General features: G+C 53.2%; 9 protein-coding genes. All 9 read left to right on the top strand.

Annotated elements, in window-relative coordinates:
• The first annotated feature begins 77 nt into the window (after positions 1 to 77).
• Positions 78 to 866, top strand: coding sequence for a TraX family protein (locus I2H39_RS09050; RefSeq protein WP_195626289.1), 789 nt, complete (start codon positions 78 to 80; stop codon positions 864 to 866).
• Positions 867 to 926: 60 nt separating this feature from the next.
• Positions 927 to 1,652, top strand: a complete 726-nt coding sequence (gene treR, locus I2H39_RS09045; RefSeq protein ID WP_138306689.1) for a trehalose operon repressor — start codon at positions 927 to 929, stop codon at positions 1,650 to 1,652.
• 220 nt (positions 1,653 to 1,872) lie between these two features.
• The gene (treP, locus tag I2H39_RS09040) at positions 1,873 to 3,837 is read left to right on the top strand and encodes a PTS system trehalose-specific EIIBC component (protein WP_195626288.1); all 1,965 of its coding nucleotides are present in this window, start codon (positions 1,873 to 1,875) and stop codon (positions 3,835 to 3,837) included.
• A gap of 28 nt (positions 3,838 to 3,865) precedes the next feature.
• Entirely contained in the window at positions 3,866 to 5,512 is a 1,647-nt protein-coding gene (gene treC / locus I2H39_RS09035; RefSeq protein WP_195626287.1) for an alpha,alpha-phosphotrehalase, read from the top strand.
• 129 nt (positions 5,513 to 5,641) lie between these two features.
• Positions 5,642 to 8,422 (top strand): ATP-binding protein, encoded by a 2,781-nt coding sequence (locus I2H39_RS09030; RefSeq protein ID WP_195626286.1) that lies wholly within the window; start codon positions 5,642 to 5,644, stop codon positions 8,420 to 8,422.
• 255 nt (positions 8,423 to 8,677) lie between these two features.
• Complete coding sequence (gene glf / locus I2H39_RS09025; RefSeq protein WP_138306693.1) at positions 8,678 to 9,778, top strand: UDP-galactopyranose mutase; 1,101 nt, start codon at positions 8,678 to 8,680, stop codon at positions 9,776 to 9,778.
• 33 nt (positions 9,779 to 9,811) lie between these two features.
• Positions 9,812 to 10,909, top strand: coding sequence for an acyltransferase (locus tag I2H39_RS09020; RefSeq protein WP_138306694.1), 1,098 nt, complete (start codon positions 9,812 to 9,814; stop codon positions 10,907 to 10,909).
• A complete protein-coding gene (locus I2H39_RS09015; RefSeq protein WP_330640724.1) occupies positions 10,876 to 11,970 on the top strand; it encodes a glycosyltransferase family 2 protein in 1,095 nt (364 codons plus the stop codon). The genes I2H39_RS09020 and I2H39_RS09015 overlap by 34 nt, the downstream gene beginning before the upstream one ends.
• A 76-nt stretch (positions 11,971 to 12,046) precedes the next feature.
• Entirely contained in the window at positions 12,047 to 13,498 is a 1,452-nt protein-coding gene (locus I2H39_RS09010) for a lipopolysaccharide biosynthesis protein (RefSeq protein WP_195626284.1), read from the top strand.
• Positions 13,499 to 13,568: the final 70 nt, after the last annotated feature.

Raw genomic sequence — 13,568 nt, 5'->3', positions numbered from 1 at the left:
ATTAAGAAAATACTTTGCAAACCAATGGCCTGGTGATAAGATAAAGAGAAAGAATCCATGTATGAAAGGAATGAAGTATGCCGTCCAGCAGGAAAAGACCGGAAACAGGGGGAGGATTAAGCGGTAGTGCCCTGAAGTATATTGCCATGGCTTCCATGCTTGCAGACCATATAGGGGCCGTGCTGCTGGAGCAGATTATATATTACCGGGGCAGCCTGGAATGGATTCCCATGGTCATGACCTCGCAATGGGGGGACGCTGTATTCCTGTTGTACCGGGTGCTCCGGTGCGTGGGGCGGATTGCATTTCCCATATACTGTTTCCTGCTGGTGGAGGGTTTTCTCCATACCAGGGACTGGCGCAAATACTGGCTGAGGATGGCTGTGTTTGCACTTGTTTCAGAAATCCCCTTCCGTCTGGCTGTGTGGAATACATGGTCAGGGAGGAGCAGCAGCGTGTACGTTGAGCTGGCAATCGGTCTCATGGTGCTCCGGGGACTGAAACAGAGCGAGGGCTATGGGGGGCTGCGCCGTGCTGCCGGGATAACGGCTGTTATCGGAAGCGGCTGTCTGGCGGCCGTGTTATTAAGGGCAGATTATGACATAGACGGAATTCTCATCATTTCACTGTTTTATTTCCTGCGGCAAAAGCGTGCCGTACAGGTGCTGTCCGGCGCCTTCCTGACCTTTCTTGAGTCCCTGTACATGTGTTACGGGGCCGGGATTCTGTCCGCGGTGCCCCTCCTTTTTTATAACGGCAGAAAAGGACAGGCCCGGTGGAAATATGGGTTTTATTGGTTTTATCCGCTGCATTTAATTGTGCTGTTCTTTATCCGGCTTTATGTTATGGGGATTCCCCTTGGATGATACGGGTTTAAGCGGGGCTGCACTGCAGGAATATTAGAAAAAGAGATATACGAGGTTTATATGGCTAAGACAAAATATAATCAGATTTATATGGCGCTCAGGGAAAAGATGGAGGATGGAACCTACGGGTTTCAGGAACTGCTGCCCTCAGAAAACACGCTGGTAAAGGAGTTTGACTGTTCCCGCAATACCATCCGCAGGGCGATTGGACAGCTGGCATCGGAGGGATATGTGCAGAGCATCCACGGCAAGGGCGTGAGAATCATCTACCAGCCGGGACAGCAGCAGTCCGAGTTCATACTGGGAGGCATAGAGAGCTTAAAGGAGGCAGTGGCCAGGAACAGGAAGAACTATACCACCAGGGTGGTCTGTTTTGCGGAACTGACCGTGGACGAGACCATACGCAGGCGGACCACTTTTCCTGTGGGCGCCCAGATTTATTATATACAGCGTGTGCGATACATTGAGGGGGAGGCATTAATCATTGACCACAACTATTTTCTCAGGGATATTGTGCGGGATTTGACACCGGAGATTGCAGAACACTCCATCTATGAATACATGGAAAAGAACCTGGGGGAAAGCATTGTCACCACCAAGAGGAAGATGACCGTGGAGCGGGTTAACCAGATTGATGAGACGTATCTGGATTTAAAGGATTATAACTGCATGGCGGTGGTGAGCAGTATGACCTATAACAAGGATGGCGTTATGTTTGAATTCACCCAGTCCAGGCACAGACCGGACCGGTTCGTATTTTACGACCTGGCCCATCGGGCAAAATAAGATAATCAGGGCACCGGAGAACAGGGAACTGCAGGCGGAACAGGAGACTGCAGCCAGATGTTTGTCCGGTGCTTTTTAAATGCTGTAAAAATACAAATCCATATTGACAAACTTGTTTAAACAAGATATAATCCTATTATAAGATACTTGTTTAAACAAGATTCAGGTAAAATGGAAACATGGAAGGGTATTGCAGTCAGATTCATAGGAGGTATTGAAGGTGGGAAAGTTTACTGGGGATTCAAAGAAACTGTTGGAGTATGTGGGCGGCAGGGAGAACATTGCAGCCGTATCCCACTGTGTAACCAGGATGCGTTTTGTGTTAAATAATCCGTCCAAGGCAGATACAAAGGCAATTGAAAGCCTTCCTTCGGCCAAGGGCACATTCACCCAGGCCGGACAGTTCCAGGTCATTATAGGCAATGAGGTCAGCACCTTTTACAATGATTTTGCGGAAGTGGCCGGCATAGAGGGCGTTTCCAAGGATGCGGTAAAGAAGGCCGCCATGCAGAACCAGACCCTGCTTCAGAGAATCATGAGCAGCCTGGCAGAGATATTTGCCCCATTGATTCCTGCCATTATTGTAGGCGGTCTGATTCTGGGATTCCGCAACATCATCGGGGAAATCGCCCTGTTTGACGGCGGGACGAAGACACTGACCCAGATATCCGTATTCTGGGCAGGGATTAACAGCTTCCTGTGGCTCATTGGCGAGGCTGTGTTCCATTTCCTGCCTGTGTGCATTGTATGGTCCATTACCAAGAAGATGGGAACCACCCAGGCATTGGGAATCGTTCTGGGAATCACCCTGGTATCGCCCCAGCTGCTGAATGCATACAGTGTTGCCACCACGGCGGCGGCAGAGATTCCAAAGTGGAATTTCGGACTCTTCCAGGTGGATATGATTGGATATCAGGCCCAGGTGCTTCCGGCTGTGCTGGCCGGCTTTACCCTGGTGTATCTGGAACGGTTTTTCCGAAAGATATGTCCGGCCGTGATTTCCATGATTGTGGTTCCCTTCTTCTCCCTGCTGATATCAGTGGCAGTGGCCCATGGTATTCTGGGACCCATTGGATGGAAGATTGGCGCTGTGATTTCAGACTGTGTGAACGCAGGTCTGACCTCCCCCTTTAAGGGCGTGTTTGCAGGTGTGTTTGGATTTTTCTATGCGCCCCTTGTAATAACAGGACTTCATCATATGAGCAATGCCATTGACTTACAGTTAATAGCTGACTTTGGAGGCACCACCCTGTGGCCCATGATTGCCCTGTCCAACATTGCCCAGGGCTCTGCTGTACTGGCCATGATTCTTCTCCAGAAAAATGATGCCAAGGCAAAGGAGGTATCCGTGCCTGCCTGCATCTCCTGCTACCTGGGCGTGACAGAGCCCGCCATGTTCGGCGTGAACCTGAAATACGGATTTCCATTTATCTGCGGTATGGCCGGCTCCGCGGTGGGAGCAGTGCTGTCTGTTGTCAGCGGAATCAAGGCCAATGCCATTGGCGTGGGCGGTATTCCGGGTATCCTGTCCATCCAGCCCCGGTACATGGGAATATTCGCAGTTGCTATGGGACTGGTAATCCTGATTCCCTTCTGCCTGACTTATGCAATCGGAAGGAAGAAAGGAGTCGGCAGCAGCCGGGAGGAAAGGACAGAGGACAGGGCTGAGAACGTACCGGAGGACAGGGCTGAGAAGCGTGAAGACGCCCGGAACCAGCCGGTCAGGGAATTAAAGGCTTATGTATCCGGGGAAGTCATCCCCATGGAGCAGGTCCCGGACCAGGTATTTGCCTCCGGTGCACTGGGAGGCGGAGTGGCCATTAAACCGGAGGACGGCATTTTAAGGGCGCCGGCCGATGGGCTGGTGGCTGTTGTCATGGAGGAAAGCCTTCATGCCTGCGGTCTGGTCCTGGACAACGGCATGGAACTGCTGCTGCACATAGGGCTGGATACCGTGGAGATGAAGGGAGATGGCTTCAGGGCATTTGTGAAACCGGGAGACAGGGTAAAGGCCGGAGATGAACTAATCGCATTTGACAGGGATAAGATTGGCCGGGCAGGCCACAGCGACATGGTTATTATGGTCCTTACAAACCCCGGAAGGGCAGGGGATATAAGCTGGCAGACCGGCCGCAGGGTCAGGGCTTTCGCAGACGCGGTGGCCGTGATAAATGGAGCCGTATAACGGTGCAGAGATGAAGGAGGAATCACGCATGGGACATTTTAAGGACAGCACGGTTTACCAGATTTACACCAAGTCCTTTCAGGATACAACAGGAAACGGATTGGGAGATATCCGCGGGGTCATAAGCAGGCTGGACTATCTGAAGGAGCTGGGAATTGATTATATCTGGCTGACGCCGTTTTTCTGCTCCCCTCTCAATGATAACGGGTACGATGTGGCTGACTACAGGGCCGTTGACCCGGTATTCGGCACCATGGAGGATGTGGAGGAATTGATTCGGGAAGCGGACATAAGGGGTATGGGCTGCATGTTTGACATGGTATTCAACCATACATCCACGGAACACCGCTGGTTTAAGAAGGCCCTTGAGGGCAGTCCGGAGTATATGGATTACTATATTTTCAGGGAAGGGAGCCCGGATGCGCCGCCCACCAACTGGCAGTCCAAATTCGGGGGGAATGCCTGGGAGTATGTCCCCCATTTAAAAAAGTGGTATCTCCACCTGTTCGATGTAAGCCAGGCCGATTTAAACTGGGATAATCCCAGGGTGCGGGAGGAGCTTAAGGAGGTAATCCGTTTCTGGAAGGCAAAGGGGGTGAAGGGGTTCCGGTTCGATGTGGTGAACCTGATATCCAAGCCCGATGTATTTGCAGATGACGACAAAGGGGACGGACGCCGCTTCTATACCGATGGGCCCAGGGTCCACCGGTATCTCCAGGAACTGGTGCGGGATACAGGCATAGAGGACATGGTGACTGTGGGCGAAATGTCCTCCACCTCCCTGGATAACTGTATCCGCTACAGCAGGCCGGAGGACCGGGAACTGTCCATGTGCTTTAACTTCCACCACCTGAAGGTGGACTACAGGGACGGGGATAAATGGAAGCTGATGGAGCCTGACCTGGTCCGGCTTAAGCAGCTGTTTATGGAATGGCAGGAAGGCATGGCCCAGGAACACGGATGGAACGCCCTGTTCTGGTGCAACCATGACCAGCCCAGAGCCATATCACGGTTTGGGGATGATGGAAAATACTGGAAAGAATCCGCCAAGATGCTGGCAACCGTAATTCATATGTTCCGCGGCACGCCCTATGTGTACCAGGGAGAGGAGCTGGGCATGACCAACCCCCATTATGAGGATATTTCCCAGTACCGGGATGTTGAAAGCATTAATTATTACCGTATCCTGACAGAGCAGGGGAGCACCGGGGAGGAAGCCCTGAAGGTGCTGGCTGCCCGTTCCAGGGACAACGGCCGGACGCCCATGCAGTGGGATGGCAGCCGGTATGCCGGATTTTCACAGGGGGAGCCGTGGATTGGCATTCCGCAGAACCATTCCTATATCAATGCGGAAACGGAGGCTGCGGATTCTGATTCTATTTTAAACTATTATAAGAGGCTGATTGCCCTGAGGAAGGAACACAAAGTCATATCAGAAGGGGAGATTGAATTTATATACAGGGAACATCCTCAGGTGCTGGCGTACAGGCGAACATACCAGGGCCAGGAACTTGTGGTGCTGGCCAATATGACGGGTAGGGAGGCGGTTTTAGGAGACAGTCCGGAGCTGGGAGGGCTCAGGCAGCTGATTGGCAGCTACAAAGAGGAAGCGTGCCGGCAGCCGCTAAAACAGCTGAGACCCTATGAATGCAGGGTATATATGGGGACAATGTGATATAAATTCATTGTTAGGGTTTTGTTATTTACTTGTCATGGAAGGGAGGTTTTGTGTATAATAGAGGCATACCAGCGCAATGCAGCGCACAGAGGGCGGAAAAATCCGCCCGGGAAAGGAATAGCCTCTATGCAGGATTACTTTACGGATAAAGGGAAGACAGACATTCTGCGCAGCACCCGTACGGGGCTGTGGGAAATCGTGCTCCGCCAGGGCAGGGAACCGGCCATGTACGCGGACAGTGTCATGCTGGAGCTTCTGGGGCTGGAGACAGCGCCCTCACCTGAGGATTGCTACCGGACATGGCATGACAGTATCCAGGAGGAATACAGGGGAGCTGTGCAGGAGACCGTGGACAAGTCCATTGCCAGTACCCGGGCAGAGGTCCAGGAAGTCCAGTATAAATGGATGCATCCCCTGTGGGGGCCTATTTCCGTGCGGTGCGGCGGCATGAAGGACCAGGAATGGGAGGATGGAATCCGCCTGCGGGGATACCACCAGAACATCACGGATACCGTCATGTTCCAGCAGGAATATGACGCGGTCATCCGGACCTTAAGCGGACGGTATCGGGGAATCCTGCTGTGTGATTTGAGGGACGGTACCTATAAGATAATCAAGGCGGAAGAGGATTTCAGTGAAAACCTGGCGGGATATACGGATTTTAGGGAATTTCTCCGCGGGTATGCACAGGCCTGCGTGATGCCGGAATTCAGGAACCGGATAGAGCGGTTTGCAGACAAAGGATATATACGGGAGCGGTTCCGGTCAGGGGAAAAGCGGATGGAGGCCTTATACCGTATCTGCAGCGGAAGCTGGCAGCGGGTCATGGCCATCCCCTTTGCGCCTGAATCTGATTTAAAGGCCAGGGCCATCCTGGCATTTGACGTACAGGACGGAGAGGTGGAGAAACGTATGGATGAGGTGACAGCCAGGGTGGCTGTCTCCACCATATACACCCTGGTCCTGAGCCTGGACCCGGTGAGCCAGGAGTACAGCTGCCTCCACTACATGGGGGACCAGCTGAAGCTGGCGCCCAAGGGAAAGATGAGCGAATTCCGCCGTCAGGTCATGCCTTTGCTGCCCCGGGAGGACAGGGCAAGGCTCGAACAGGTTTGTTCCCTGGACAGCTACCGGGATGAGGAATCCCTGGAGGGTATCCTGAGGCTTCGGGGCGGGGAACAGCAGCTCCACTACTACCGTTACTATGCGGTTCCCATCCATATGGAACTGGGGGACCGGATACTGATAACCGGGCGTAATATTGATGCCAGACAGGAGGTAGAGATACGGGAAAGCGTTCTGACCAACCTGTGCCAGTGTTATTACTCCATCTATCTGTTCGATTTGGAAAACGATGTGGAGGAGGCAATCTGGCAGGAGGAATTCATACGCAGGCGGCAGGAATTCCCTAAGGGTTCCATGGCTGTGTATTATGAGAAATTTGTCCGCAACCATGTCTATGAGGAGGACCAGGAAAAGATGCGCCGTGCGGGAAGTCCGGAGTTTCTAAGGACAAACCTTACACCGGAACATCCGGTGTACGACGTGGATTTCCGCCGGGTCTATCCGGAGGGCCTAAAGTGGGTCAGGTCCAGGTTCAGTATTGCCGAAATGACGGACGGCATTGTCACCAAGGTGGTTTTTGCCAACATGGGCATTGACGAGCAGAAGCGCAAGGAACTGGAGGAGGAGACTGAGAACAAGAAAAGCCTGTTTGCGGCCTATGAATCCGCAACCATGGCCAATGAGGCCAAGAGCAATTTCCTGGCCCAAATGTCCCATGACATCCGCACGCCCATGAACGCAATCATAGGGATGACTGCCCTGGCGGCATCCCATGCAGACCAGCCGGAGCGTGTGAAGGACTGTCTTGAGAAAATCAGCGTATCCAGCAGCCATTTGCTGTCCCTGATTAACGAGATACTGGATATGTCCAGAATTGAGAAGGGAAAGCTGGAGCTGCTGGAGGAGCCCTTTTATCTGGGAACCATGCTGGATAACATATATTCCATAATCAAGCCCTCTGTCATGGAGAAAAACCATGAGATAACCTTCAGACAGAAGGATGTGCAGCATGAAGCGCTGATTGGGGACGCCAATCGGGTAAAGCAGGTGCTTTTAAACCTGATTTCCAATGCAGTGAAATATACGCCGGACAACGGAACCATTCTTGTGACAACCCAGGAAGTATCTATGGGTAAGGCTGGCTGGGCCTGCTACCGGTTTATGGTGGAAGACAACGGCATCGGAATGTCAAAGGAATATATGGAACAGGTCTTTGAACCCTTTTTCCGGGCAGGAGTGCCCATGGTCCTGGAGCAGCAGGGTACCGGCCTGGGCATGTCCATTGCCCAGGGCATTGTGTCCACCATGCAGGGGGACATACAGGTTGAGAGCCAGGAGGGAAGGGGGAGCTGTTTCACGGTCACTCTGAATTTCAGAATCCAGGGTGAGGAACAGGAGGCGGTGCAGGGCACAGACGCCTGCATCCGGGAAGAGGCAGCGGATTACAGTGTCCTGGCGGGAAAGCGGATTCTTCTGGTGGAGGACAATGCCCTTAACATGGAAATCGCCAGGGCCATACTCTGTGAACATGGCCTGAATGTGGATGAGGCGGAAAACGGACAGTCAGCATATGACTGCTTTGCGTCTTCGGAACCAGGTACATATGAGGCAGTGCTCATGGACCTGCAGATGCCGGTGATGGACGGCTGCACGGCTGCCCGCATGATTCGGGCCAGCAGTCATCCCCAGGCGCGCACCATTCCCATCATTGCCCTGACTGCCAATGCCTTTGCAGAGGATGTGGCCAGGGCGCTGACCAGCGGCATGAATTACCATATTGCAAAGCCCATTGATTTCCATCAGCTTTTGCATGCGCTGAAACAATTTATTGTCTCCGGTTAGCCGGGACAGGAAACAAGAACAGGAAGCAGGGACAGGGGTATCCAACCTCCGCAGGGGGAAGGATGGACCTGTCCTTATTCCGTATTTTCATATGCCGTCCTGTTTCCTTATGTTTCCACGGCTTAGAGGGGATGGCAGGGGACATAATCCATTTACAATTCCGGTAAAACATAGTACAATTGTGAAAGCAAAGAGAACGGGAAGCAGAGGGAACAAAAAACTGAGAGCGCAGTGAGCAAAGGAGTATATCCGGATATGAAAAAATATGATTATATATTGGTGGGAAGCGGTCTGTATGCAGGTGTGTTTGCCTGGTATGCCAGGAAGAACGGAAAGAGCTGTCTGGTGGTGGAGAAGCGGAACCACATAGGCGGCAACGTGTACTGTGAGGACGTGGAGGGCATCCATGTCCACAAATACGGGGCACATATCTTCCATACCGGCAGCCGGAAGGTGTGGGAGTTTGTGAATTCCCTGGCGGAGTTCAACCGCTATACCAACAGCCCGGTGGCTAATTACAAGGGCCAGATGTACAACATGCCCTTTAATATGAATACCTTCAGCCGTATGTGGGGCATATCCACGCCGGACGAGGCAAAGGCCATCATTGAGAAACAGAGGGCTGAAATCACAGGGGAGCCAAGGAACCTGGAGGAACAGGCCATCCGTCTGGTGGGCAGGGAGCTGTACGAGAAATTAATCAAGGGATATACGGAAAAACAGTGGGGCAGGGACTGCAGGGAGCTTCCGGCCTTTATCATCAAACGCATTCCTGTGCGGTATATTTATGACAACAATTATTTCAATGACCCCTATCAGGGAATTCCCATAGGAGGTTATAACGTCATAGTGGAGAAGCTGTTTGAGGGCTGCGACATTGAGACAGGAGTGGATTACCTGGAACACAGGGAACATTATGACAGCCTGGGAGAGACTGTGGTATACACGGGCACCATTGATGCGTTCTACGGCTACAGGTTCGGCAAGCTGGAATACCGCAGCCTGCGTTTTGAGTCACAGGTGCTGGACCAGGAAAACCACCAGGGAGTGGCGGTGGTCAATTACACGGACCGGGAAACGCCGTATACCAGGGTAATTGAGCACAAGCATTTTGAGTTCGGCACACAGCCCAGGACAGTAATTACCAGGGAGTATCCGGTGAGCTGGCAGGAGGGCATGGAGCCCTATTATCCGGTGAATGACCAGAGGAACCAGGAGCTGTACCAGAAGTATGGGGAACTGGCCAGGGCAGAGTCCCATGTATTGTTTGGCGGCCGTCTGGGAGAATATAAGTACTACGACATGGACAAGGTAATTGAGTCCGCCATGAACAGGGCAGAGGAAATATTTGGATAGGACAGGATAAAGGACAGGAAGGATATACGGCAGATGACTAAGACACAGGACCGCCAGGTCTATCTGGACGTGGCAAAGGGCATGGGAATGCTGGGGGTGGTGGCCAGCCATTGTCTGGCTGAGACCAGCCTTGGCATACTCTCTGACTGGTATGGTTTCTTCATGCTGGCTATTTTTTATGTCTATACAGGATGGCGCTACGGGCTCCGTTACGGAAAGGACAGGACAGGCATATCCACACGGGAGATGGCAGGCAGAAGGCTTATATCCCTGGGAATTCCGTACGTGTGCTACAGTGTGCTGTTTATTCTCTCGCGGATATTCCTGGTGTGGCCCCAGCAGTATACCTTCCTGGTACTCATGTCCGACATCTATTATACCGGCACCTTGGTGGGGCTGGAGACACTTTGGTTTCTGCCCAGCATTTTCATAGCAGAGCTGCTGTTAAACATGATATACGGCAGCCGCAGGAACATGGGGATTGCGGCATGTGCGGCGGGAGCAGCCAGCGTGTTCCTCATTCTCTGTATCAACAGCTCCAGGCAGGATACCACCCTGTGGCGTGTCGTTCATCTGCCCATCATGGTGTATATCAAGGGGCTGGTGGGCTTCCTGCTTGCTCTGGGAGGCGTATTTGCCTGCGATGCGTGGCAGAGGGCATGCAGGTCCTTAAAGGGCCTGTCCGGCCTGGCGGCGGCATTCCTGCTTATGTGTTTTGGTATTGCCCTCACGGTCCTGATTCCGGGGTGTGATTTTAATTTTCTGACCATGAAGAACCCGGTGTCCTGGATTCTGACCGCCTGGTTTTCCTCCGTCACCATACTGATGTTTGGGGAAAGGGTATCGGGCTTAAATGGGCGCTGGAAGGAACTGCGGATTTTCAGCAGGGTCCTTGTGCCCTTCTTTACATATTACGGGACCCATTCCCTCACTGTCATGTGTACCCATTTGGTTCCTGTCATTGCATGTTTCAGGGTGGCAGCCGGCAGGATGGCCTATCCGGGGGTGCTAAGCGCCGCACCGTGGGATATCCTGCTTTTTGCCTTGGTGCTGGCAGTGGAGCCGGGGGTGGTATGGCTGATTGAGACACGGCTGCCATGGATGAATGGAAGGAAGAGACGTACGAAATGATTACAGTTCTGGTGGCTGCCTATAATGGAAGCAGATATATAAAACAGCAGCTGGATTCTATTCTGGCACAGGATGCCGGGGATATCCATATTCTGGTATCGGATGACGGTTCCACGGACGGCACCAGGGAACTGCTGAGAGAATACGAGGAGAGCTGCCGGGACAGGGTTCTGGTGCTTTTCCGGAAGGAGCCTTCCGGGGGCGCGGCCGCCCATTTCCTGAAAATCCTTAAGCTGATGGCGGATTGCAGGACAATGGCATGGGACGCTGCAGCGGATGAGAGAGGGCTGTGCGTGTGTGAAGGCCTGCTGTCGGAGTATGAGCCGGGGGGGAGCCTGTCTGTCTGTGAGCGCCTGCTGCGCCTGGCCGGGGCGGAGTATTTTATGCTGAGCGACCAGGATGATGTCTGGATGCCTCAGAAGGCGCGGATGCTGTCACTGAAGCTGCAGGACATGGAAAGGGCAGCGGGCAGGGGCGGTCTGCCCTATCTGGTGCATTCAGACCTGACTGTGACGGATGAGGATTTGCGGCCTCTGGCAGACAGTTTTTTCCGGTATCAGAAAATCTCCCCGGAGCGCACCCGCCTGCCCCAGCTTCTGGTACAGAACAATGTGACCGGCGGCGCCGTAATGTTCAGCCGGGGAATGCTGCCCTTCCTGGGAGAGCTTCCCGGGGTATGTCTGATGCACGATGCCTGGCTGGCCCTGATTGCCTCCTGTTTCGGACAGATAGGGTGGGTGGACTGTCCCCTGTACTATTACAGGCAGCATGGCGGCAATGCCCTGGGAGCCGAGAAGGGGGACAGCCTGGATTCTGTCAGGGACCGTGTAAAGGACGGAAGCAGCGCCAGGGAGAATTACAGGAAAATGTTCGGACAGGCGGACTGTTTTTACCGTATGTTCGGCAGCCGTTTAAGCCGGGAGCAGCGGGAAACGCTGGAGGCTTTCATAAGGCTGCCCCGGTGCAGCCGCCCGGGGAAGATGGGGCTTATCATGAAGTACGGCTTTACTAAGAACACCTTTTTGCGGACACTGGGGCAGATGCTGTTTATCGGGGACTGACCCAGAGCCTGTTCAGGAGACGTTTGGGGAATCAGGCTGTTATGCGGTTCCGGAAAGAAAGGAAGGAAAACAGGGATTGAGTGAAAAACAGACAACGACAAAGGTCCTAAACGGCCTGTTCTGGAAGTTGATGGAAAACGGAGGCGCCCAGGGCGTCCAGTTTCTGGTTTCCATCATACTGGCGCGCCTGCTCTCGCCGGAAGAGTACGGTGTGGTAGGCGTGATACTCATATTTGTCACCATTGCCAATGTGCTGGTGCAGAATGGCTTCAGCACTGCGCTGATTCAGAAGCGGAAGGTGGATGACACGGATTTTTCTTCGGTATTCTTCTTTAACATGGCTGTATCCGCTGTCATTTACCTGGTGCTGTTTCTGGCAGCGCCAGGCATTGCTTACTTTTATCACAACCAGGAGATGACGGCCCTGGTGCGGGTACTGGCCGTGGTCCTGTTTCCGGGAGGGGTAATCTCCATACAGAATGCCTATGTGTCCAGAAACATGGAATTCAAGGGACTGTTCATTTCTTCCTTTGCGGCATCCATGATTTCCGGGGCCATCAGCATATTCATGGCCTTCAGGGGCCTGGGGGTATGGGCTCTGGTATGGCAGCAGATTGGGTATTACTTTTTTTACATGCTGATTTTATTTATGAGCATCAGCTGGAAGCCCCGCCTTATGTTCAGCTTTCTGCGGATTAAGACCATGTTCGCCTTTGGATGGAAACTGCTGTGCGCCTCCCTGCTGGACACGGTGTACAACAATATATACGGGCTTGTGATTGGCAGGATTTATAACGAGTCAATGCTGGGCAATTATAACAGGGGAGAACAGTTCCCCAAGCTGATTGTCAGCAACCTGGGAGCCGCCATCCAGTCCGTAATGCTGCCAGTACTGTCAGCCAGCCAGGACGAGCCGGAGCAGGTAAAGTCCATGCTGCGCAGGGCCATCACGGTCAGCTCCTATCTGGTGCTGCCCATGATGGCCGGACTCATAGCGGTGGCCCGCCCCATGGTTCTGCTGCTGCTGGGAGAAAAGTGGCTGCCCTGTGTTCCGTTCCTGCAAATCATGTGCATAGCCTATTCCTTCTGGCCCATACACATTGCCAATCTCCAGGCGCTGAACGCCATGGGCCGCAGTGACATATTCCTTAAACTGGAGATTTTGAAAAAGATGGTGGGACTGGCAGTGCTGGTGGTGGGCATACGCTATAATCCCCTGGTGCTGGTAGCTCTTAAGGCTGCGGCGGATTTCCTGTGCACCTTTATCAATGCTTGGCCCAATAAGCGGCTGCTTAACTACAGCATTTTGGAACAGTGGAGGGATATCATTCCCTCGGTGGCTGTTTCAATCCTTATGGCCGCAGCGGTTATGGCGGCGGGAAGGCATGTTCCCGCGGGATGGCTGGGACTGGGAATGCAGATTTTCTTTGGGGCGGCGGTGTACACGCTGGCGTCCTGGGTCCTGGGACTGGAGGTGTTCCGTTATATCAGGGGTCTGGCAATGGACAGGCTGCCCGGAAGGAAGTAAGCGGGAAGAGAGAGGCCGGTATGGCAGCGGTTGGGAGGAAAGCAATCAAAAAGAGGGATTAAGAAAAGGG

Source organism: Clostridium sp. 1001283B150225_161107_B6, assembly GCF_015556325.1.
In the GTDB taxonomy this organism is placed as follows: domain Bacteria; phylum Bacillota; class Clostridia; order Lachnospirales; family Lachnospiraceae; genus Enterocloster.
This window is presented reverse-complemented; position numbering and strand designations above follow the sequence as displayed.